At 34.2% G+C, this 23,034-nt stretch carries 17 protein-coding genes; 11 read left to right on the plus strand and 6 right to left on the minus strand.

The features are described 5' to 3' along the window. Positions 1 to 16: 16 nt before the first annotated feature. Positions 17 to 610 (minus strand): YtfJ family protein, encoded by a 594-nt coding sequence (locus PL77_RS12400; protein ID WP_044205548.1) that lies wholly within the window; start codon positions 608 to 610, stop codon positions 17 to 19. Between the two features lie 324 nt (positions 611 to 934). Here PL77_RS12400 and PL77_RS12405 point away from each other — a divergent pair, with 324 nt between their 5' ends. Next, complete coding sequence (locus PL77_RS12405) at positions 935 to 1,336, plus strand: DUF4493 domain-containing protein (protein ID WP_044205549.1); 402 nt, start codon at positions 935 to 937, stop codon at positions 1,334 to 1,336. Between the two features lie 539 nt (positions 1,337 to 1,875). On the opposite strand, the gene PL77_RS12410 is transcribed toward PL77_RS12405, so the two are convergent. The 3 genes from PL77_RS12410 to PL77_RS12420 form a co-directional block, all read right to left on the minus strand. Then, positions 1,876 to 2,622 (minus strand): hypothetical protein, encoded by a 747-nt coding sequence (locus PL77_RS12410; protein ID WP_044205551.1) that lies wholly within the window; start codon positions 2,620 to 2,622, stop codon positions 1,876 to 1,878. Between the two features lie 214 nt (positions 2,623 to 2,836). Continuing rightward, the gene (locus PL77_RS12415; protein ID WP_044205553.1) at positions 2,837 to 3,730 is read right to left on the minus strand and encodes a ParB N-terminal domain-containing protein; all 894 of its coding nucleotides are present in this window, start codon (positions 3,728 to 3,730) and stop codon (positions 2,837 to 2,839) included. Then, the gene (locus tag PL77_RS12420; RefSeq protein WP_044205555.1) at positions 3,723 to 4,715 is read right to left on the minus strand and encodes a ParA family protein; all 993 of its coding nucleotides are present in this window, start codon (positions 4,713 to 4,715) and stop codon (positions 3,723 to 3,725) included. Before PL77_RS12420 ends, PL77_RS12415 begins: the two co-directional genes overlap by 8 nt. A 1,791-nt stretch (positions 4,716 to 6,506) precedes the next feature. On the opposite strand from PL77_RS12420, the gene PL77_RS12425 reads away from it, so the two are divergent. The 5 genes from PL77_RS12425 to PL77_RS12440 all read left to right on the plus strand — a co-directional run bounded on the left by PL77_RS12425 (position 6,507) and on the right by PL77_RS12440 (position 11,640). Next, complete coding sequence (locus PL77_RS12425; protein WP_044205557.1) at positions 6,507 to 8,060, plus strand: replication initiation protein; 1,554 nt, start codon at positions 6,507 to 6,509, stop codon at positions 8,058 to 8,060. A gap of 130 nt (positions 8,061 to 8,190) precedes the next feature. Then, the gene (locus PL77_RS30510; protein WP_052444359.1) at positions 8,191 to 9,021 is read left to right on the plus strand and encodes a helix-turn-helix domain-containing protein; all 831 of its coding nucleotides are present in this window, start codon (positions 8,191 to 8,193) and stop codon (positions 9,019 to 9,021) included. Between the two features lie 45 nt (positions 9,022 to 9,066). Next, entirely contained in the window at positions 9,067 to 10,419 is a 1,353-nt protein-coding gene (locus tag PL77_RS12435) for a ParB N-terminal domain-containing protein (protein ID WP_044205559.1), read from the plus strand. Positions 10,420 to 10,509: 90 nt separating this feature from the next. After that, the gene (locus tag PL77_RS32470) at positions 10,510 to 10,641 is read left to right on the plus strand and encodes a hypothetical protein (protein ID WP_256380337.1); all 132 of its coding nucleotides are present in this window, start codon (positions 10,510 to 10,512) and stop codon (positions 10,639 to 10,641) included. A gap of 597 nt (positions 10,642 to 11,238) precedes the next feature. Then, positions 11,239 to 11,640 carry a YchJ family protein gene (locus PL77_RS12440; protein WP_044205561.1) on the plus strand — a complete coding sequence of 134 codons (402 nt, stop codon included), beginning with the start codon at positions 11,239 to 11,241 and terminating at the stop codon, positions 11,638 to 11,640. Positions 11,641 to 11,859: 219 nt separating this feature from the next. Here the strand turns inward: PL77_RS12440 and lepB are convergent, their stop codons facing one another. Next, on the minus strand, positions 11,860 to 12,846 hold the full coding sequence (gene lepB / locus PL77_RS12445; protein WP_044205563.1) for a signal peptidase I: 987 nt from the start codon (positions 12,844 to 12,846) through the stop codon (positions 11,860 to 11,862). Between the two features lie 239 nt (positions 12,847 to 13,085). On the opposite strand from lepB, the gene PL77_RS12450 reads away from it, so the two are divergent. Both PL77_RS12450 and PL77_RS12455 read left to right on the plus strand, forming a co-directional pair. After that, entirely contained in the window at positions 13,086 to 14,198 is a 1,113-nt protein-coding gene (locus PL77_RS12450; protein WP_044205565.1) for a GIY-YIG nuclease family protein, read from the plus strand. A 129-nt stretch (positions 14,199 to 14,327) separates the two neighbouring features. Further along, a complete protein-coding gene (locus tag PL77_RS12455; protein WP_044205640.1) occupies positions 14,328 to 15,431 on the plus strand; it encodes an acyltransferase in 1,104 nt (367 codons plus the stop codon). Between the two features lie 244 nt (positions 15,432 to 15,675). Here the strand turns inward: PL77_RS12455 and PL77_RS12460 are convergent, their stop codons facing one another. Further along, entirely contained in the window at positions 15,676 to 16,065 is a 390-nt protein-coding gene (locus PL77_RS12460) for a LexA family transcriptional regulator (RefSeq protein WP_044205567.1), read from the minus strand. A 1,236-nt stretch (positions 16,066 to 17,301) separates the two neighbouring features. Here PL77_RS12460 and PL77_RS12465 point away from each other — a divergent pair. From PL77_RS12465 to bglX, 3 genes are read left to right on the plus strand one after another with little or no spacing between them, the layout of a single operon-like run. Continuing rightward, on the plus strand, positions 17,302 to 18,921 hold the full coding sequence (locus tag PL77_RS12465) for a sulfatase (protein WP_044205569.1): 1,620 nt from the start codon (positions 17,302 to 17,304) through the stop codon (positions 18,919 to 18,921). A gap of 27 nt (positions 18,922 to 18,948) precedes the next feature. Next, positions 18,949 to 20,565, plus strand: coding sequence for a glucoamylase family protein (locus PL77_RS12470; protein WP_044205572.1), 1,617 nt, complete (start codon positions 18,949 to 18,951; stop codon positions 20,563 to 20,565). A 10-nt stretch (positions 20,566 to 20,575) separates the two neighbouring features. Beyond that, complete coding sequence (gene bglX, locus PL77_RS12475; RefSeq protein ID WP_052444361.1) at positions 20,576 to 22,822, plus strand: beta-glucosidase BglX; 2,247 nt, start codon at positions 20,576 to 20,578, stop codon at positions 22,820 to 22,822. Positions 22,823 to 23,034: the final 212 nt, after the last annotated feature.

The raw sequence follows: 23,034 nt of genomic DNA on the forward strand, positions 1-23,034 counted from the left end.
TATCGTTAATAACGAATTAAAGATCAAACTCTTTTAATTCCTCCGATGTCAGTTTCTTGTAATTGGTTGTATGATCACATATTTGCTGAATGACAAAAGCCGTTTCCTCTTCTGTCAATTCTCCCGCTTTCCAGAAGAGAACTTCACCGGTCTTATCTACTAATAAAATACCTATGCTATTATTACAATCACCAGTATTCCATTTTTTTGTTACAGTTCCTTTTGGATCTGTTAGTATCAAAGCATTGGCTTCTCTTTTAGATCTTTTCCTGATCATTCTTATCATAAATCTAACAATTCCATTAGGATATTTTGAATCTTTTAGGTTAACAATTCCATACGCCTTAAACTCGTCTAAATTGAACTTCCATTGCTTTACTTGCTTAACAAAGTTTTCATTTGCGTCCGGTGTGTCTGGATCAGCATAAAAAATCATGACTACTTTCTCTCCAATCAATGGGGTAACATGGTCATTATTTTTTAAATCCCTCACCATTATCGGCTCAAGAAAATCTCCTCGTTTTAAAATGGAATCACTCTCTATATTATTTTGAGCAAAACCTGTCAGCGTGATAAAAGATAAAATGAATACGATTACAATATTCAACATAAAATTATGGTCTATGTAATTATAACTATTAGGACAAAAGTGAATTGCACCTAGTTCTAGTTTTCAGAAAGAATTACATTTCTCTATTTGTTAGATTATGTAATATTTGTTCTTTAAAATCATCATTCTAAATCTCTAATTTTTCAAGAATGATTGTTTACCCTTCTTCCAACTCCCAAAGTAAATGTAAGGTTTCTCTTGTTACAATTCTTTTTCAACTTATTAGGTAAAACTTTCTGTATTGGTTACATATTGTATTATTTGATGGTTCACGATAGTTGATGTGATTTTGTAAATTGCCCTAGAATCAATTATCTCAGGAAGATGAATTTTGGCTTAAAAACTCTACTAGTTTCATTACTACTATTACTTATTGGGTGTGAAAATAACTATCGACGTTCACAACATTTTGGAGATGTCTCTTTTAGTGTTGAAGTTTCACCATCTCACATTTCTTCTACAGATTTAAGTATCTCAAATACTGATCTGTTTGCAATAAGAATTGAAAATGCAAATGATAGGAGAGAAGTGGTTACTTTCTCTCATCTCCGTGACATTCCCTCAACTTTAAAGTTGAAACAAGGACAATATGATATTTACGCCTATTCTACTGGACCTGAGAAAAACAGTGATTTAACCCTAAAAGGAAAACAACGATTTACGGTAATTGAAGGTAATGCTACTCGATTAAACATTCAATACTCTCAAAATCGTCTTAGAAAGTAAGCACTACATATGTCAAAAACTCATTCCATATATTTACATTCCATTCTTTAAGCTACAAAGGTCCTAAATTGGGACCTTTGTTTTTTTATTCTCTATTCTATAAACTTTACATTTAATACTTTTCTTTTACTTTCAATCGACCTTACCGCAAGCATTCATAAGATCTACTTTCAAACATCCTTCTTCTTCATTTTTGTCTTAACACAAAAACGAAGCAAAAAGTCAAGGCTTAGAAGTCAAAAGCTAAATTCCATTCCTATCGCCTCAATGATTTTACCTTCAAGGCCGGTGTTAGAACTACTAAACGAAAAGAGTAGTAATTCCACTAATGTACTTGTTAAGTGGTAATATCATTCGTATCCTACATATCATCAGAAATTTTCTGATTTCTAAACACAATAGATATTAGGGTAATAGCTTATAATCTGTTGAATTAAACTTTGAATATAAGTATCATATTTATATTAATAATGTGCTATCGCTTTATAAAAAAAGGTCCCAAAGTGGGACCTTAATGTAATATGAATATAAATGATCTATCAAAACCCTATCTGTTGCGATGGGCTATGTTTCCTCAATAAAAAAGATGCTTCTTCTTTTGTCAGATAAAAATAATTGACCAAAACTTCAGTACTTTTTATTTCTCCATTTTTGATCAAACCGATGATCTTTTGCGTCTTCTGATCAATCACCTTTTGGATTTTTGGTACATCATTTCCTTTCATTTGAACTGAAGAAGCCAGGAATGCTAAGACGAAAAGTAAAACTGAAAACGCTCTAAACGAATTGGCTGTTGTCTCCGCTTCGATTTTTTGATCAGCAATTTCTTCCAATAAAAGTAGTCTTCGATCTTCTAAAAGTTTTAGATTTTTTTGTGCGTCCAAAAAGGTTTGATACTTGGCCCAATTTGTTTTTCCATTAACCGTATGCTTAGCATTCTCTAAAATCATATGCTGTACTTGATTGATTTGATCATCAATACTAGAGGTATTTGTAGAAACAATTTGATCTTTTGCATGTAACAATTGTCCGTTCCATTCTGCATAAAAAATCATTGAAGTCAATAATGTGGCTAGGATTGCATATTGATTGATGGACTTAAAATGCTGATAAAAAGAGATGGTCTGAAGAGTATAATGATGCGATAAAAAGACGATAAAAATCGAAATGGATAAAGCAATAGGAGTGTTTTGGAAGTATTCCTTCACGAACCAAAAGGTTACGTACGAACTGTACATCATAGATACTACTACTAAAGAGTAATCTATCAGTTTTAACGGTTTCATTATTTTAATTATCTTTGGATTGAACATTTCATAGTTGGCAGAGGTGAGATACTCCAACTACGATATTAAAAATGTTTTCCCAGGGTATGTACGCCAATACATACCCTGATTTTTTTTTTGATAGATTGAGAGTCTACCAATACTTTTAGTGATGATCTCAGAGCGTAGAAGTACAAGATAAAACATCTACTAACTCTCAAAAATTATCAATGTCTTATAGATCTAAGCCAAACTTTTGAATCAATTCTTTTACCGACTCTTCCATGGCTAACTTTTCTACTTTCCCTAATTCCTTATCTACTGGAGCATCAATAAGCGTTCGAATCGTTTTATTGATTTTATTAAAAGTAAAAGGTTTTGGAGTATTGGCCGCAGCTCTAGAAGTCATATTCTGTGGAGCTTCTACAGGTTTTGCCAGCTTATTTTGAAGAAAATCTTCTAGTTCTTCTGTTTCAATCAAACCTTCTTTGATCGCTTTTAAGGCCTCTTCAAACTTCGCTTGAGAGACATTAACTTCACCATCAAAATAAGAATGCTTAAATGTATCTGAAACTTGATCTAATACTTCTGCTGTTTTTGCATCTCGCAAAATAGTGTTCTTCCCTACGTTGTATTCCTCTGCCAAAAGGTTATACAATTTACCATCTCCCGTTTTTTCTCCTTGTTTACCTTTGTGAGTGAGGTAGTGATGCCCTCTGTAATACGACATTTCTCGCTTCGATAAGTTACGTTTACCGACCTGGTTTTTTATCATCCAAAGCTTTGCATCATCAATATTATTAATGTCTACAATGACTTCTTCAAACTCATAACCATTCTCTTCTCCACCCAAAGACTGACAAATTTCATATCTGTTGTGACCGTCCAACAGTACTTTCTGGCCATTATCTAAATAGAAAAATGTCAAAGGATCTCTTACACCCTCATTCTTAATACTCTCTTCAAGAGTATTTCTTTCTGAATCTGTCAGTGGTCTGATCCACTTTTTCAGTTCATCTATGATATGAATTTTACCAGACGACATTTCTTCCTTTTTCGAATCAATCAGTTTTGATGACTTCTGATCGTTCCCTGGTAAAAAATCTCCAATATTAATTTCGTTAGGCATGCGTAATAATTTCTTGTGCTAAATAAGTGTGTTCATCCATTGCTTTTTTGATCCCTTCTTTCTCTTGTTTCTTCAAGGATTCATCTTCAAACAATGAGAAAATATCTTTTCCGATCAATGGACCTTTGTTATAAGCCATATCTCTTACGGCAATTTCTGTTTCAAAAACTCTGTAATGTGTAGACCTCAATGCCTCTTTGTACTTGTGCATATCTTTAGTTCTACCCGTCTTAGTAAACAAGAAACCCAATACTTCTAAGTTAGGATTTTCCTCCTTATAGTCATTAATGTGACTTAATACGTTGTTGATTCCTCTAAATGCAAACTCAGAAGCATCCACTGGAATCAATGCTCTATTTGAGGCAATCAAGCAAGAATCATTTGTTATTAAAGCAAATGAAGGAGATAAATCGAAGAAAATATAATCATATTCTCCTTCAATTTTCTCAATGACATGTCGCTTTACAAGTTTGTATGAAGAAGGGCCAGAGTTTCTGTTTAGTGTTTTATTTGTAAAATCCAGGTTTGTAGTAGAAGGGATAATATGAAGGTTTTCTTGATACTGAATGATGGCTTTATTGACATCACACTTTCCTTCAATAATATCAGACAATTCCTTTCCTTCATAAAACTGAGGATCTTTATAACCCAAATGTTGAGTTAAGTTTCCTTGCGGATCAGCATCAATCAACAATACTTTTTTACCCAATCTTGATAGTGCTGCACCAAGGTTACAAGCAGTTGTTGTCTTTGCAACTCCTCCTTTGTTATTTATAATTGAGATGACTTTAAACTTGTCTTTCAATTTTAAACCAAGAGGAGTTAAAACTTGTGTTAGTTTTTCGATATACTCTGCTTTTAAGTTCTGCTCTCCATTCAATGCTTTGTGAAGAGACCTTGTAGGGATTCCAGCTTTCTTTTCGACCACTGAAACCTTAAGCATATCATTGTCTTTGATAAAATCTAGTATGTCTTTTTGCGTCATGATGTGATATTTTCATAATTTCTCAACAAATCAACACAAAAAAAATGAGGTAAAAAACAAAAAAAGATATTTTTTTCACTTTGGTATATAAAATATCATTGATAAAGGTATTTTTTTCACTAACATTAAAAATATGTAGAAGATTTAGTACAAAATATATCTAACTATAAAGGTGTTTAAAGTACGTATAACCCTGATTCTAAAGGAGAAATACTGAATTGACTTTAGATTACGGTTCTTTCAGTATATTTAGAGTCATTTCTCTTGATTAAATACCATTTAAACCATAATACTCCTTCTTATATACTACCTTAACCGTAAATATTTCCTTTTTTCTGTTTATATATCATTCCTCAACCATAATTCTAGGCTTTAAATACCATCTTAACCGCAATAATATTAAGATAAATACGCTAGAGTGGAGTTTTAGTATATTAATCTTGGATTTTATAGGATTGAACCTTAAAAAGGAAACTATTCATGAAAGCGGTTGAATCATCATCTATACTAACTTAACCGCAATTTTATATTACATATACTGTTTTAACCGTAAAAAAATAGATGTATATACCATCTTAACCGCAATTTTTACGAAAAAAACTGTTTAATCCTTATTTTTTATTATAAATACTGTTTTAACCGTTAATCAGTAAATTTTCAATTAGAGTTACGATGAACTCTAATTGCATTTTTTAATGTTAACTTTTAATATAAATTCCATCTTTAAAAGGATATAATAAGATCTATTTATTTAATTATTTTATATACTTATTATTTATAGTGTAGCATAACTAATTGATTATCAGAAAGTAGGAGTACCTATAAATACTAAACTAACCGTAATTAGATACCAAATCAACCGCAGTTTGGATATTTCCTTAACCATAGTAATATATCTACTTAACCGTATGACAAATTTGAATACCCTCATTTAACCGTAAAAATGGCCTAAAAACACTCCTAGAACCACAATTTTGACTACTTAAATATTCACTTAACCATAAATCATTGCGGAGTATTCGTATATCATACTGTTTCATCATTAAAATTTGATGTATAACCACCATTTAACCTTAATTATTAGAATACTGGAAAATACGTATTATTCTATTATTTATCTTTTCTTATTCTTTATAGTGCGTGTAATTAATTGAAAATTAGTGATTTATACTTAATTAAATACCATCTTAACCGTAATTTGATTGATATTGCACCATATTATAAATACCATTTCAACCGTACTTTATAGTATTTACCACCATAGTTACTTTTGAATTATACCATCTTAACCGTAATTTTTAGTTTAAAATATCAATTCAACCATAATAATGCTCTAAAACCAGTATTTTCCTCTATTATCTATACCATTTCAACCGTAATTCTACTTATATATACTGTTTTAACCGTAACTGTTTTCTTATAAATACCATCTTAACCGTAATTTTGGTTATGGTTTACGTTTTTTTCGTGTTTTTAGGGAAACGATTACTCATTTTACGTCTTATTTAGTATATATAGAATGAGAGGCTTACGATTAATGTATATTTTCTACAAATCTTCTTCCGCTCAAAATGTGGATAATTTTTTGAAATTCGATTTTTAAAAATATCATCTTAACCGCACTTTTCATCTTTAAATACTATCTTAACCGCAATCGAAAGTTAAAAATACTATTTACACCGTAAAAAATGTTTGTTTTTACAATTTTTGCTATAAATTAGACTTTTAAATATACTAAGTGCACCGCAATTTTTAAGGTGGACTTCATTTTTTGGAATAATTTTATCTATCATGGATTTAATAAATAACATCACTACCCGTGCTGAATTGGTAAAGCGACCCAATCAGATTATAGAAGCAAATACACAGCTTCCTATTCCTGGTTTAGCACAAAAGTTATTTATTTATACCAATACCTTTCATAACGAAGACTACTCGAAGCCAATTACTTTCAAGCTTTCGAGTTTTTATGGACGTTATGTAGGAGGGCAGAACTTGAAAGATGTAGATAAAGCTTGTCAGCTTCTAAAATCGTCTATGATCATGTTCTACACGCCTATCGATAAGGATTCTGGTCTACCGGTCATTATTGGAAAAGATGGTGATGTGAGCCTTCTGAGCAAGGGTTATCGAAAGGAGTATGTTTCTATTTTTGATAGAATCGTACTGGATAAGACAAAAGTGACTTTTGAATACTCTGATAACTTGCTTCCTTACCTCAATGCAAAGAGTAACTACACGACATACATATATGGCAATATTCGTCAGATGCGCTCGAAGTATGGGCCAAAACTTTATGATTTACTGTCGAGGGGAATTGGTTTTTACGAAAGTAGAAAAATTACAGTGGATGACTTTAGGTCTGTTTTTGGTTTAGAAAAGCATAAAACGTATCAATCTTATGGTCGATTGAAGCAGTCGGTGATCACACCTTCTATCAAAGACATCAATAAGAACGCCGACATAGAGGTTTCACTAAAAGAATACAAGCAGGGCAGAACAATTAAAGTTTTGGAATTCTTTTTCTCTGGGAAAGTTGATCATCAGCAAAGAGAAAATGATTTTGCTTCTTCGATGGAACTATTGAATACAGAGTTCAGTCAGGATACAACATTAAAAAATACTTTTGATAATTTCATTCACCTTTACCGCTTAAATAACAATTGTTATAATGATGTTGAAGCTAGGATTGTTGATCCGGTAATGAATGAAAAAATATTAGGTAAATGGTTGAGTGAAATCATCACTGAACATGCAGGTGGATCAAGAGAGAAATTTATTATTGGTGTACAGAACAATATGTTGTCTTACATCATGAATGGAAAAACATCTTTAAATATTGATGCAACCCCTGCTTCTACAGCTTCTTCAATGAAAGAAACTCCAGCTGAGGGTGCTTTTGGTAATATCGAGATTATTATCAATGAGGAAGAAGTAAAACAGCCTGCAAAACCTTCAACAGCTTATAAGTTCGAACCTGTAAATATTCCTTGTCCTGAGTACGGTACTGATCAGGCTTTATTCAAGGAGCTTTCTACCAAATTGGCAAAGAAACTTAATCATTTTGGAACGTATGACTTCTCAACAAAGAAGTTTGGAGAATGGCATCAGTTGTATTTGGATGAACTCAATAACCAACTTTTTGTATTTTATAAGGATATGAAGTCGTTAGGGCTTGGTAATTCAATCATTCGAAAAGCTATTGAGGTGTTTGTCAATGATTTAGAGGAATATCAGGTAATGAAACCCTTAAAGAAAGAGATCAGAGATTTAAGAAATGCTGTACAGAGAAATGAAATTTTCCCTAACAAAGGCACTTTCGCGAAGATGATCAACGACTGGTAAGAGCATCACACTGATTTATTTAGAGAATCAATGCTTTTAAGTTAATCTAAGGTGTAATTTATGGTGTTATTTTGACCTTTATCAGAATTATATTAGGTTTGTAATTATACAATAATATAACTTCATAGACATGATCGGAGAAAATATAGTTAAACTTCGAAAAAAAAATAATATGCAACAGAAAGAATTGGCACAGCTGATTGATATTTCTGTTCAAGGCTTAATTAAATGGGAGAAAGGAAAAGTGGAAATTCCTTACTCTGGCCTATCTAAGATTGCCGACATCTTTAAAGTACCTTTAGACTATATTGTAAAAGGACCTCCTGCAAAAGTAGTTTCTTTGATCAATTCTAAAGGCGGTAATACAAAGTCTTCTTTATTAAGACAAATTTCCATGGGGATTGTTATTGAATGCCCTGATTTGAAAGTATTGTGTATTGATACCGATCCACAACAGACTCTTGCAATGTATGCTGAAAATGGCAGACATGAGAATATCGATGTCATTAGCTTTGATTCCAATTCAATTGCCGTATCTGAAAAGTATAGAAAACTGATTGAAGACAGTCAATATACTTATGATTATATCTTAGTGGATACGGCAGGTTACGTAGCAGTAACAGATCTATTGACAAGTATAATCGCTAATTCTGATGTGATTGTTCCTATTACTTTAAATGAAACAGCATTAGGGCCAACAATCTCAAGTATCAGTAATATTGCTGATGTAAGAGACTCTTTAGATTTACCAACCAAAATTATTGGTATCAGAAATAGAGTCAACAGAACAGTGAAAGAATCAAGAATGCCTTTTGAGTTGGATGGCTATATGGGATTAAAATTGTTGGATACTTTTATCCCTGATTCGATCCAATACCAAAGAGATACTAATTTCAGTAATACTAATATTACAAAAGAGGTACGTTCATTAATACATGAATTACTGCCTGTTTTAGATTAAAAAAATCCCTGTTTTACGCACACTGTATTAGAACAAATATGAACTATGCTGAACCTAGATAAATTTAAGAAGAAAGAAGAAGAAAAATTAAAAGAAGGTAAAACTTCTCTTAGAGAGAAAGAGTCTCAGGAAAAGTTGACAAATGTAGATTATAAATCTCCAGGTGCATTTCATATTGAACCTGAATACAGAGAACTGATTCGTAAACAAACTGAGGATGAAGCTCGCAACTTTGAGGAATCCATTAAAGCTGAAGGTGTTCGTGAACCTATTTTATACTGGACCCATACGCTAAGAGATAATACAGGTGCAAGAATAGTTCATACGGTTGTGGATGGTCACCACCGTTGTGAAGCAGCCATAAAGTTAGGTTTAGAATACATCCCTTGTAAGGAATTAAAATTCAGTACGCACAATGATGTCCGTATCTGGATGTTGAGAAACCAATTAGGGAGACGTAATATTGGTGATGCTGAAAAAATTCGTATTGCACTTCAGTTGACCGAATTTTTAGGAATTGAGGCAAAAGAAAGAAAAAAACGTCAAGTTCAAGGTTTCAATGCTGCTGCTGATAAAAAGGTGGATGTTACTCCAGTAGAAGTTTCTGAAGAGCAAAATGAGTTGGATGATTTGAAAAAGTCATTGAACATTGATCCAAAAGGAAGAATCAATAGAGCAGAGGAAGCGGCTAAGATTGCAGGTGTGTCTACAAAGAATGTAACCAAAATGAAAAAGGTTATTGAAAAAGGCCCTGCTGATATGTTGAATGCCGTGATGGATGGTTACCTTTCAATTCATAAAGCTTGGACTGAACTAAGAGCAGTAGAACTTGAAGAAAAGAAAAAGAGAGCTAGAAAAACTAAAAAAGTTGAGAAAGACCTTACACCAAAGCAAGTACAAGCATTAATCAATGATGCTTCTTTAATAGAAAAAGTAAGTAGAGTAGCTTTAGCTTTTAGGTATCCCGATACTTCTTTTGATGCTCAAAATGTCAATCCTTCTCATCAGCATTACAATGATTTTACAATCCGTTTTGTGGAGAACAACACAGAAATAAAACAAAGTAAGTTTGTAGATGTAGTTCAAGTTGTCAAACTAAATGATTCAGAATTGTCTCCTTTGGTTATCGGTTATCAAATTTTTTCTACTTTTGATGATCTTCAGAACTTAAACAGCTTGGTAGATTTATCTTCTTCTTGTCATAAATTTTATATTGTTGTAGATGAATCTTTATTAGAAGAAGCAAAAATTCAAGTAGAAAAGCAGAACCTGAAAGTAGGTATTATCACCACTAATCCATCTCCAAAAGTAAATGTAGCCTTGGAAAGTCATTATATTGAACTCAATGAACACCAAGAATTACAGATTCTAAGAGAGTCGTTTTTTAGATCATTATAACGTTGTATTATATTTTATTAGGTGAGGTTTTAAAACAACAATACTATACATCGCGTATAAAAAGTATGTTGAATTTAAAATTACATCATTATGTTATCGACATCACAGAATAAAAATGTAAATACAAAATTCAAAAAAGGAGTAACTTTAGGAGATTTAATTCGCATGGGAGTTACTCAAGAAGAGATCAAAAAGCGGTTAGGCTTTAAAAAAATATATTAATAAGAAGTGGTTGAAAGACCACTTTTTTCGTTTTTGGCAATTTTGCCAAAAACGGTAAATTACTTTTTCCATCAATGCCAATTGGAGATCAAGCACATTGTAAACTAAGTTTTCGTTAACTTTTAATCAACATTTCTACAAACATTTATAGGCTCTACTTTCAAGCTTCTTTCTCCTTCATTTTTCCATTGATGAAAAACGAAGCAAAAAATCTAGGCTTAGAAGTCAAAAGCTAAATTCCATTCCTCTCGCCTAAATGATTTTAAACTCGCTGTGCTCAAACAAGAAAATCATTCTTAACGGCTCAATTCATGAAATTCTTAACGCTTTTCCCTTCAAGGCCGAGGAAAGTACTACCTAACGAATTGAGTAGAAAGACCACTGGCGCGAATGTTAAGCGATAGCGTCATTCGTATCTTTCAGATCATCAGAAATCTCCTGATTTCTAAATGCCATAAATATTCGGAAATTTAGTTTACAGCGTATTAAGTAAGAGAGTAATTGTTATTATTGTGTAAGTTTAAGGATAATAATAAAGCTAATAGAAAACGATTTTGGTAAATTTGCCAAAAACGAAATTATTCTAATTTACCCTTTATGGAAAAAGAAAAGAACTGCCCTTGTGGATCAGGAAAACAATATAAAGACTGCTGTAAAATAGCACATGATGATATCAATAATGTAATGACAGCAGAGCAATTAATGCGATCTCGTTACTCTGCTTATGTACTTGCGGATGGGGAATATTTGCATAAAAGCCATCACTCTAAAACAAGACCAAAGTCAAGAGGGGAGAGAAGAGAAACTGTAAAATGGACGAAGTCTGTAGAATGGAAAGGACTTGAAATTATCAATAAACAGCAAGGGTTAGAAGGAGAAGATTTCGGTGTAGTAGAGTTTAAAGCTTACTTTGTGGAGAGCGGAAGACCTTCGGTGATTCATGAAAAGTCTACTTTTGAAAAGGAAAATGGGCATTGGGTTTATAAAGATGCACTGTAAGCATTTGTTCAATTAAAATTGGAAGTTTTGGATTTTCTTTTTTAGCTGCTCTACGTTTGAATATTCATTACGTAGTTAAGCTATGCTCTTCAATGCTGGCCTTGATTAGACTAAAAAATAATTATCCCACTTGTCTCAATTTTAAATTTTCAAAAGCTTTAAAAAAGCACTGAAGTTATAATAAACTTCAGTGCTTTTTTCATGAAAAGGAAAAATGTTTTAAAGTGATTTAAACATTCTGCTATTATCAAACTCTTTCAAGTTGAACAGTACAATGGTCCCTTTTCCATAAATATGATCTTCTGGTACGAACCCCCAAAATCTAGAATCTAAAGAATTGTGTCGGTTATCACCCATCATAAAATAGTAATCTTGTTGTACCTCGTATTCTTTTACTTCCTTTCCATCAATGAAAACTTTTCCTTCTACAAATTTTGCATTATTGTTTTCATACTTCAAAATGATAGGTAAATACAGCTGACGATTCTTTGATGTCAGCTTAACAATATCACCTTTTTTAGGAACTCTTGTAGTAGGATAAAAATCAGCTTCTCTGCTTACTATGCTTTTCACTGCTTTGATGTGTGGATCTTTTCTAATGGCTTCCGCTTTCTGTTCAGAGATATGTACTATGAATTTTCTTTGTCCTGAAGGATAGACTTTATCGTTGTTATGATCATAATGATACAGATCTAATTTTTCTAATTTCTTTTTCGATAAACCATTTTCTGTAATGACTTCAAACTGATGTTGTGTTTCTACATCATCAAACATCAATTGACCATTGATATAAATATCAGCATTTTTTATTCGGATGGTATCGCCGGGTGTAGCAACACAACGTTTTAAATAGATTGTTTTTAAATCGACAGGCTTATCCTCAGGAGGGTAAAAGAAACCTACAATGTCTCCTTTTTCTACTTCTGAAAAACCAGGTAAACGATATGTAGGAAGTGAAATCCAATCTAAACCATAACCATGAATCAATGGTAATTGTAATGGAGTAGCAGGAGTAATAGCTCCGTAATTTAATTTTGAAATAATAATGTGATCACCGGCTTGTATAGTAGGTTCTAGTGAACTTGTTGGAACTACACTTCGCCAGCCAATCAGCCACGAAAAAAGGGAGACCATAATCAGTACTTGAAAGAAATCTTTTATGGTACTCTTTCCTTCTTTTTGAATTTTCTCTGCGTTAATTTTCATTTTGTTGATTTTGATTTGACACTTTATAGAACGTTTGTTTTAAGTCTAGTGAAACTATCAGTTACGAATATAGATTTAGAAATTATTCTTACCAATTATTTATACGATTACTCAAAAACTAAGTTGGAAGGAGAGGATAATTTTCCTTAACTCAACTCAGAAAGTTTACTTGAAATACTATTTACTTTTTCTATTTTTGTAGAGGTAATAATACTTTTTCAACCTTGTCTTTACTTGTAATGGAGAACGAATTTATTTATATCGCGTCAGCATTTTTTACACTTTTTTGTCTCACCCTAATACTATTATTCTTAAGTATTAATAGAGGAAAAAAGATAAAGGCTCAAACCATTTTATTGAATAAAAGAGATGATTCAGAAGAGCGTTATCAAGCACTTGAAAAAACATTAGAGCAAGTAAAGAAAGAAGCTCAGGAAAAATATTTTACTCTTGAGGAGCAATATAAGAAAGTAGAAAGTGATCGTGACCTAAAGCACCAAAACTTGGTACAGACAGCGGAAAGGTTACTAAAAGATCATACAGATTTCTTAGCCACTCAAGTGACGGCTAGTAATTATGTGGAGACCAAAAATAAACTAGAAGAGGTTTTTGATTTCTGTTTAGCTCATGATTATGAAAATAAAGAAGCTTTAAAGCAAGCTCAGAAATCTTTGCAACGTAAGTTTGAAGATCTAGTAAGAAAGGATCTAGAACAGCAATCACAAAATGAACTGAAGGATAAAATGAGAGAAGAGCGCACTTTCCAAGAAAAAGTAAAAGGAGAGTTGGAGCGTTTGGAACAAGAAAAATTATCCTTAGAGAGAGAATTACATAATGCACTTCATGCGGCAAACGAAAAGCAAGTACAGCAATTGCAATTCAAATTAGATAGAGTGGAAGAGCACATTCAAAGAGCAGCAGATCAATCGTCAACTTCGACCACTTCAGGCTTTGTTTATATTCTTTCAAACTATGGATCTTTTGGAGAAGAAGTCTTCAAAATTGGTTATACTCAGTCAGACAATCCACAAGCAGAAATCAATGCTTTAAGCGAAACTTTACCTTTTCCGTTTGATGTACATGCATTGATCAATGCTACTAATGCAGAGCAATTATATCAAACGTTAAAAGAAAGACTACAAAAGTATTCGGTCAATAAAGTAAACTTAGAAAAAGATTTCTTTGCGGTTCCTCTTTCAAAAATAGTAGAAGTAGGAGAGGAGTTTGAAGGAAAGTTTGCTTATGAAAAAGAACCTGAGGCTTTAGAATATTTTCAGTCAATGGAGACTTCAGTAGAAGACCTGGAGTATCTACTTCAAGTGAAACGACAACAGCAAAATACTGAAGGGTAGTTTTAGCATCTATATTTACTGTTTGAGTCGTTAATATTTCCTTTTAGGCTACACGTTGTTATACTCTTTATTTTTTAATCCGTAGGTATAAGTAATCTTAGATAAATAATTACTTATACTTAAATGAAAATGGATGTAACTACTACAACTACGAAGACAAACAACCCGTCATCGGGTCGAATTGTTTTCCTGGATTATCTGCGTGTGATTTCTATTACGATGGTCTTAATGGTACATGCCATAGAACTCTTTTACCTTGCCGTAGATCATGTGTCCATGAAACCCGGAGATGATTTTTGGGTCGCTCTGATGAGTAGTCCTATTAGGGCTTGCGTTCCCCTTTTTGTAATGGCCTCTGGCTATTTACTGGTTCCCGTAAAAGATACCCCAAGTGTTTTTTATAAGAGAAGGTTTACAAGAATCCTCTATCCCTTTATAGTTTGGTCTGTGCTTTACGCTATCGTTCCTTATCTTTTTGGAGCCGATAACTTCGAAGTGATGCAAAGAAAAATGACCACTTTACTCCACAACTTTAACTTAGAATCAGGACACCTTTGGTTCGTGTATATGTTGGTGGGTGTTTACTTATTCTTACCTATTATATCTCCTTGGTTAAAAACAGCCTCTAAACGGTTTATAGAGTTTTACCTTGTGTTGTGGTTTATCACAAGTTTCCATCATTTCGCAAAGTTAGCTTTTCCTACAGGAGTATTTGGAGAAGTATTCTGGAATGAGTTTCATTCACTCTTTTACTTTTCAGGTCACTTAGGTTTTATTGTTCTAGCCTTTTATTTCAGAAAGTTTGTGAACTTGGATAAAACGAAAAGTAGAATTTTAGGATTGGTTATTTTCCTTGTAGGCTATGCGATTACTTTTACAGTATTCAGAGAGATGTTGGCATATACCAATGAAATCTACTTTGTAGAATTACCTTTCCGTTTTTGCACACCAAATGTGATTTTAATGACGATCGGTTTATTCTTAATGATCCGTACCATCGATTATCAAAATGAAAAAGTATACAAGGTGGTGAAAGAACTTTCAAGATTAAGTTACGGAGTTTATCTATCCCATTTATTCTTTATTGGGCTTTCATGGACTTATGTAGTACAGCCGATGAATTTATCTACACCTGTTTCTATCTTATTAGTAACGGCTTTGACTTGGATAGCAAGTTATATATTAGTGAAGTTATTGTCTTACCTTCCAAAGAGCAAATACTTTGTAGGATAGAGATCATGAGGTAAGAGGTAAGAATGAAGAGTTATTTTTACCTTATTCAAAATAATTGGAGAAGTCTCCCGGAATTCGAAATGTGATATTAGCGCCGTTTTAATTTCGAAACCGAGAAACTTCTCCAACTTTATTTTAATAGCTATTATTGTTTAGTATTCCGTGTGGACGTTGAAGTGCAATATCCTTACAACGAACCACAAGAAATCTTAACTTCTTCCCTCTTAATTCTTAACTCAAAATTTTATCTTTTCAATTTTACAATACTGTGTGTCACTTTACCCCACACTTTAATTTCTTTTTTAGAAATAGAATAAGGCGTAGACCAATAACCTTCACTTGCCATCCTGAAAATTCTAAAATCATTATTGATGTAAGCAATAAATAAATCTCCTGATTTTAAGTCTTCTCCTTTGGCAACAACTAGATAATCTCCGGTGGCTAATCTCCACTCGGGAATGTCTCTACTCATTTTACAGAAGAAAGTATTGTATCCTCTCTCTATAATGTCATCTGCTGAAATATCGCTTTCAGCAAAATCTTTCGCTGGACTAGGGAAGCCTGTAGCTTCCAAATATTCTTCTTTAAATTTTTCTCCTTCTCTATCGAATTGCAATTCTTCAATTTCTCCCATCTCTTTAACAATTTTCAATTTGACAGTGCAATGACTGTGGGTAAGTATTTTTTAAGTAAGTCAATAAGGGAGATACGTGTTTACATCTCAAAGATAAGTAATGATAAAAAAATAAACAAATTAATGTTTAAAAAATAAACTTATTGATTTGTTAGGTATTTTTTGAAATAGGTCAATAATTGACCTTATAGAATGCGATATAAGCGGTTTTTATGCATTAGATGATAAATGTATAGTTTAATGAGATTAAAGTGATTAGTGTACTTTACAGAGGCTTTAAAAAGGTGTTTTGTATCTATGGTTTAGGTAGAATGATAGTGAATTATATTTATTTATTCTATCACCTTAAGTACACTAAATTATCGTCAACTTTCAAGCTTCTTTCTTCTTCGGTTTTGTCTTGGAACAAAAAGAAGCAAAAAATTCAAGGCTTAGAAGTCAAAAGCTAAATTCCACTTCTCTCGCCTATTGAAAGGATAACTCGATCAAAACTTCACCGTTTTGAGATGCTCAGACAGCAAAATCATTTTTACGGCTCAATCCATGAAATTACTAACGCTTTTCCCTTCAAGGCCAAGGAAAGCACTACCAAACGAATAAGGTAAGAAAGACCACTGGAGCTAATGTTAAGCGATAGCTTCATTTGTGTCCTACAGAGCATCAGAAATCTCCTGATTTCACATCTCAATAAATAGGTTTTGCTACAGCTCCTATATCAACTCATTGCAATTGAAAGTGACCTACTGTAGAGAAGCAATGTTTTACACCTTACGCACCATAACACGAACCAGAATTACACTATAAAACATTTTACATTCCAGATTCTAATTCATTTCTTTGATAGGAAAGCTACATCATGCTGTAAAACTCTATTAATTAAAATTATAAAAAAGAGAAAGATGTAGTTAAATGTAAATAATGTTACAAGGTTGCATATGTTAAAAAGTGGGTGCTTTTTAATGAAATTTTGCTTTTCACACTTCATTGTTATTGAAGTTGTCGTGAATTATATTACATTCGGTTAAAAGGTTGTAAAACAGTTGTTATTAATGTTATCAATCTATGCAAAAGTGTGTTTTTCAGTGTCCTTAAATGCATGTTATTTACACATTTTTCATAATTTTTTTTAAAATTTATTTTTTAACCCTATACATTTGAATTGTCACAGAGACGCTTTAAAAGAAAGCTAATTTAATTTAGTTTTTTAGAGCACTTTTTTAACCTGACGTAATTGAAATGAAGTACATATTATACCTACTATTAACAAGCCTATCTGTGAGTTTATTCGCACAGAATGCTGACAGACCTAATATTATTTTTATCATGTCTGATGACCACGCATTACAAGCGGTGAGTGCATACGGACATGAGGTTTCTAAAATTGCACCTACTCCTAACATTGATCGCATTGCCAATGAAGGTATTCAATTTGATCAAAGCTTTGTGACCAATTCTTTATGTGGTCCTTCAAGAGCAACAATGTTGACAGGAAAGTACAGTCATAAGAATGGTTTCAGAGCCAATACTGATAAGTTTGATTCTTCTCAGCAGACATGGATCAGCTTATTACATGAGGCAGGATACACTACAGGTGTAGTTGGTAAATGGCATTTGAAAAGTACACCAAAAGGATTTGATTATTGGAATATCTTAAATGATCAAGGAGAGTATTACAATCCTGATTTTATTTCAAATGGTGATACAACACGCGTAGAAGGGTATACAACGGATTTGGTGACAGATTATTCTTTAGATTGGATCAAGGAACAGAAAGATTCAGATAAGCCGTTTGCTTTATTGATTCACCATAAAGCACCGCACAGAAACTGGATGCCACCGATTCGTTATGCGAATGAGTTTGATAATGTGGAGTTTCCAGTGCCGGACAATTATTTTGATGATTATGAAGGGCGTCAGGCAGCAGCAGAACAGGAAATGGTGATTTATAAAGACGCTCAGGAAGGACATGACTTGAAAATGTCAGTGGCAGTGGGATCAGATGAGTGGAGAAAAGACATCTGGCCTCATCTATTCGATAGGTTAACCGATGTTCAGAAAGAGGCTTGGTTTAAGGCGTATCGTGCTAAAAATGATAAAATGAATGCTTCTCAAATGACGGAAAAAGAGATGGCATTGTGGAAATACCAAAGATATTTACAAGATTATTGTGCGACTGTAAAGGCGGTCGACGAGAATGTCGGTCGTGTGTTAGACTACTTAGATGAACAAGGTTTGACGGAGAATACCATCGTAGTGTATACTTCAGATCAAGGGTTTTACTTAGGTGAACACGGTTGGTTCGATAAGCGATTTATGTATGAGGAGTCGTTTAAAACGCCATTAGTGATGCGTTATCCAAAAGCAATTAAGGCGGGAAATACGGCTCAGGCAATGGTACAGAACATTGATTACGGACCAACCTTCCTTGACTATGCAGGGGTTGCTATTCCTGAAGATATGCAAGGAAAATCGTTGAAAGCAGTGGCTGAGAAGGGAAAAACACCGAAGGATTGGAGAAAATCAGTGTACTATCACTATTACGAATACCCTGGTTTCCATATGGTGAAAAGACAGTATGGTGTAAGAACAGAAAGATATAAATTGATCCACTTCTATAACAATATTGACACTTACGAATTTTATGATCTAAAGAAAGATCCTTCTGAAATGAATAACCTGATTGATGCTCCTGAGTATCAAGACGAAATAGCTTCACTAAGAGTAGAATTAGCACGCTTGATGGAAGAAGCTGAGGAACCGCCTTATGAGTCGTGGAAAAACACTAACTATCGCAAGGAGGCCCGTATGAGAAGGTTGAAAGAGAAGAAGATGAAGGCACAATCAAAAACAAAATAATTCAATAACATCACATTCACTATCTATATGTTTTTATCCTATTTTACTATACTAATAACACTGTTTACTTCTTTTGGTGAGCCTGTCACTGATAAGAAAAAGAAGCTGGCAGATGAAGAAACACGTTTTGAAGAAGACGTAAGAATCTTCAATGAAACACATGAAGCGACCTTCCGCTATTTTTGGGAATGGGCGCACCCTGTATCAGGCTTGACACCGAGAAGGTCATTGAAAAACAAACGTTACGATATTGGTATTGGAGCTTCGGGCTTTGGTATTCAAGCGATTATTGTGGGTGCTCACAGAGGTTGGGTGACAAGAGAAGAAGTGGTGGATCACCTTTTGAAAGTGACGGATTTCTTAGAAAATAAAGCCGTTAGGTATCATGGAGTATTTCCTCATTTGATTCATGGGGAAACAGGACAGCTGATCAAATTTGCTGGTCAGGATGGTGCTGATATTCAGGAGACTTCCAACATGATGATGGGCCTTTTGGTAGCAAGAGCTTATTTTGATAAAAATACACCAAAGGAGAAGCAGTTAAGAGAAAATATTACGAAGCTTTGGGAAGCGGTAGACTATACCGTACATGAATACCAAGACGGTTTATGGTGGAATCATTCTGATAATCAGGAAGAAAATAACGGTTTGAAGCTCTTGATGAAAGGCTACAATGAGGCAATGACGAGTTATGTACTTGCTTTAGGTCACCCTAAACATGCCATCAAAAAGTCTTCGTACCAAGCGTATGTCAATGGAAAGAACTTTGTCAATGGTAGAAAATACTTCGGTTATACATTGGATTTAGGAAAACCAAAAGGTGGACCGTTGTACTTGGCACAGACGCCTTTTGTGACCATGGATCCAAGAGATATGCAAGACCAATACACATTTTATTGGACAAGAAGCATCGCTCATTCATTGATCAATTGGACGTATTGCTTCAAGTTTGCTCCAGAGGAATACGGTTACTCTCAAGAAGATTGGGGATTGACAGCTTCGCAAATTCCAGGAGGCTATAATAACAGAGCGGGGCCTTCCAAAGACAAAGGTGTGATTGCTCCATCGGGTGCTTTAGGGGTATTTCCATACGTGCCGTATCAGTCCATGATGGCATTGAGAAACTTCTATGAAAATCATAAAGAAGGACTTTGGGACAAGTATGGGTTCAAAGATGCGTATTCTATCAAAGATAATTGGTATTCAGATCGTTACTTAGGTTTGGATCAAGGTAGAACGGTCATTATGATGGAAAACTACCGTAGTGGTTTGTTTTGGGAATTATCAAAGAAGATTCCTGAATTACAAGTCGCAAAAGAAAAGATGGAGATTCATTCTCCAGACCACAAAACAGGATTTCCACTAGCAGTAAAAGAGAATATATCACAAAGAGTACAATTAATTCGACATCCTGAATTGAAAGCTTATCATCTGGATTATTTCTTAGAAAATAAAGGAAAAGTGAGCTTTGAATTTGAAACTATAAATGGTGTAGTGACTACTTTATTTCCCTCTAAATCTAAATCAAAAGGAATGCATCAATTGGTCTTCAATAAAGGACAATTCCTTTCAGGCACTAAGGGAAAAATTATTATGAAAATTGACGGTAAACCAACAAACGAACTAGCAGTACAACTTTATTAATGGTAACAGCATGAGAAAATTATTAATTACAGTAGTAGGCTTATTGATTAGTCAGGTGATGTGTGCACAAGACTATTCGAAACAAGTGGAGAAATTGCTGAAGAAAATGACCCTCGAAGAGAAAGTGGGGCAAATGACGCAGTTTACTTCTTCCAGCGATGTAACGGGTCCGACATTGAGAGACAATGTGGAGAAAGATGTAAAGGCCGGACATGTAGGTTCTTTGTTTAATGCCGTTTCTGCGGAGTATACAAGGGAATTACAGCAGATGGCCGTGGAAGAAACACGTTTGGGGATTCCATTATTGTTTGGTTATGATGTGATTCATGGCTTTAAAACGATCTTCCCGATTCCGTTGGCAGAAGCAAGTTCGTTTGACTTGGAGATGATCAAAGGAGCGGCGAGAGTAGCGGCAGAAGAAGCATCAGCGGCAGGTATTCATTGGACATTCGCTCCTATGGTGGACGTGAGTAGAGATCCACGTTGGGGTAGAGTGATGGAAGGTGCCGGCGAAGACACGTATTACAACAGTGTGGTGGCTAAAGCAAGAGTAGAAGGTTTTCAAGGAGATGATTTATCGGCTACCAATACGGTTTTGGCTTGTGCAAAGCACTTTTTAGCTTACGGAGCGGCACAAGGTGGTCGAGATTATCATACGGTTGATATGTCGATGCAGACGTTACATGACGTTTACTTACCGCCTTTCAAAGCGTGTGTAGATGCAGGCGTAGAAACATTTATGACGTCATTCAATGAAATCAATGGAATACCAAGTACAGCCAATCCTTATTTATTCAAAGAAATATTGAGAAATCAATGGGACTTTAAAGGAATGGTAGTGACCGACTACACGGCAATCAATGAATTAATTCCTCATGGCATCGCTGATAATTTACAATCGGCAGGAGAATTGGCAGTCAATGCAGGTATTGATATGGATATGGAAGGTGCTGTTTTCTTAAATACTTTGGTGAAAGCAGTCAAGGAGAATAAAGTATCAGAAGAAACGATTGATGAAGCGGTAAGAAGAATCTTAACAGTGAAGTTCAAATTGGGCTTATTTGATGATCCTTACAAATACTGTAATGCAGAAAGAGAGGAGAAGGTCACGCTGTCAGCAGATTTCAAGCGTAAAGCAAGGTTAGCAGCACAACGTTCTATCGTTTTATTGAAGAATGAAAATCAGACCCTTCCGATAACATTAAGTAATACGAAAAAAATCGCTTTGATTGGTCCATTGGCCAAAAGTAGAAAAGATGTTTTGGGAGGATGGAAAGCAAAAGGTTCTCCAAAGAATGCAAAATCGCTTTTTGAAGGAATGAAACACGCTACAGCCGGTAAGGCAGAGTTGCTTTATGCGAAAGGTTGTAAGTTAAGCGGTGAAGATAAATCAGGGTTTGAAGAAGCATTGGAAGTCGCAAAAAAAGCGGATGTAATTGTATTGGCAATTGGGGAGTCTAGAGTGATTTCTGGTGAAGCGAAAAGCAGATCTGATATTTCAGTGCCAGGTGTACAGACGGACTTGTTAGCACATTTAAAGCAAGCCGGAAAACCTATCGTAGTAGTCTTGATGAACGGTAGACCGCTGACTTTAGAAAGAGAAGACGAACTAGCGGATGCATTACTAGAAACGTGGCACTTGGGTACAATGGCAGGACCGGCTATTGCAGATGTGATTTTCGGTGCTTACAATCCTTCTGGAAAACTGCCAATGACTTTCCCAAGAAATGTAGGGCAAATTCCAATTTTCTATAATGTAAAAAACACTGGTAGACCTTTCAATCCAGAAAAACCTTCAGGTTATAAATCTACTTACTTGGACGTACCTAACACTCCACTTTATGCTTTTGGATACGGTTTGAGTTACACAAAATTCGAGTATTCTGAAATTAAAATGTCTTCAAAATCAACAGATAATGAAATCACTGCTTCTGTTGAAGTGAAAAATGTTGGAGACTATGACGGAGAGGAAGTGGTACAGTTATATGTGCAAGATGTGGTAGGAAGATCGACAAGACCATTAAAAGAACTGAAGGGTTTTGAGAAGATTTTCTTGAAGCAAGGAGAGACAAAAACAGTCACTTTCAACATCAAAAAAGAAGACTTGACCTACTTCCGTTGGGATATGAGCGAAGGAGTGGAAGCTGGAGATTTCAATGTCTATATCGGCACAAGTTCTGATAATGTGAAAAGGGCTTCATTTACTTTGACAGAAGGATTTGAAGTAAGAAAAGATAATCCGGTCAAATCAAAATAAAGTATTGCGGGCACCATAACTGAAGTTATGGGCAGGTGATATTAATTCCAACAACACTGAAGTGTTGTTTCCATTTCTAACCTTCAAGACTTCAGTCTTGATTAGGTTGAGGTATCACCTGCCCATAGTTTTAACTATGGTGCACAAAACACAGACTGTATTATATGGGGCTACGAAAGCTCACAAAACACATTTACAACACAAAATTACAC

Origin of the sequence: Flammeovirga sp. OC4, from assembly GCF_000812565.1 — a bacterium.
Classification (GTDB): Bacteria; Bacteroidota; Bacteroidia; order Cytophagales; family Flammeovirgaceae; genus Flammeovirga.

Bases quoted from the DNA above. Each gene is read 5' to 3' on its own strand.
- PL77_RS12440 (WP_044205561.1), top strand. From the start codon at position 11,239: ATGGAAAAAGAAAAGAACTGCCCTTGTGGATCAGGAAAACAATATAAA.
- PL77_RS12420 (WP_044205555.1), bottom strand. From the start codon at position 4,715: ATGACGCAAAAAGACATACTAGATTTTATCAAAGACAATGATATGCTT.
- PL77_RS30510 (WP_052444359.1), top strand. From the start codon at position 8,191: ATGATCGGAGAAAATATAGTTAAACTTCGAAAAAAAAATAATATGCAA.
- bglX (WP_052444361.1), top strand. From the start codon at position 20,576: ATGAGAAAATTATTAATTACAGTAGTAGGCTTATTGATTAGTCAGGTG.
- PL77_RS12435 (WP_044205559.1), top strand. From the start codon at position 9,067: ATGCTGAACCTAGATAAATTTAAGAAGAAAGAAGAAGAAAAATTAAAA.
- PL77_RS12470 (WP_044205572.1), top strand. From the start codon at position 18,949: ATGTTTTTATCCTATTTTACTATACTAATAACACTGTTTACTTCTTTT.
- PL77_RS12425 (WP_044205557.1), top strand. From the start codon at position 6,507: ATGGATTTAATAAATAACATCACTACCCGTGCTGAATTGGTAAAGCGA.
- PL77_RS12450 (WP_044205565.1), top strand. From the start codon at position 13,086: ATGGAGAACGAATTTATTTATATCGCGTCAGCATTTTTTACACTTTTT.
- PL77_RS12410 (WP_044205551.1), bottom strand. From the start codon at position 2,622: ATGAAACCGTTAAAACTGATAGATTACTCTTTAGTAGTAGTATCTATG.
- PL77_RS12455 (WP_044205640.1), top strand. From the start codon at position 14,328: ATGGATGTAACTACTACAACTACGAAGACAAACAACCCGTCATCGGGT.
- PL77_RS12465 (WP_044205569.1), top strand. From the start codon at position 17,302: ATGAAGTACATATTATACCTACTATTAACAAGCCTATCTGTGAGTTTA.
- PL77_RS32470 (WP_256380337.1), top strand. From the start codon at position 10,510: ATGTTATCGACATCACAGAATAAAAATGTAAATACAAAATTCAAAAAA.
- lepB (WP_044205563.1), bottom strand. From the start codon at position 12,846: ATGAAAATTAACGCAGAGAAAATTCAAAAAGAAGGAAAGAGTACCATA.
- PL77_RS12405 (WP_044205549.1), top strand. From the start codon at position 935: ATGAATTTTGGCTTAAAAACTCTACTAGTTTCATTACTACTATTACTT.
- PL77_RS12400 (WP_044205548.1), bottom strand. From the start codon at position 610: ATGTTGAATATTGTAATCGTATTCATTTTATCTTTTATCACGCTGACA.
- PL77_RS12460 (WP_044205567.1), bottom strand. From the start codon at position 16,065: ATGGGAGAAATTGAAGAATTGCAATTCGATAGAGAAGGAGAAAAATTT.
- PL77_RS12415 (WP_044205553.1), bottom strand. From the start codon at position 3,730: ATGCCTAACGAAATTAATATTGGAGATTTTTTACCAGGGAACGATCAG.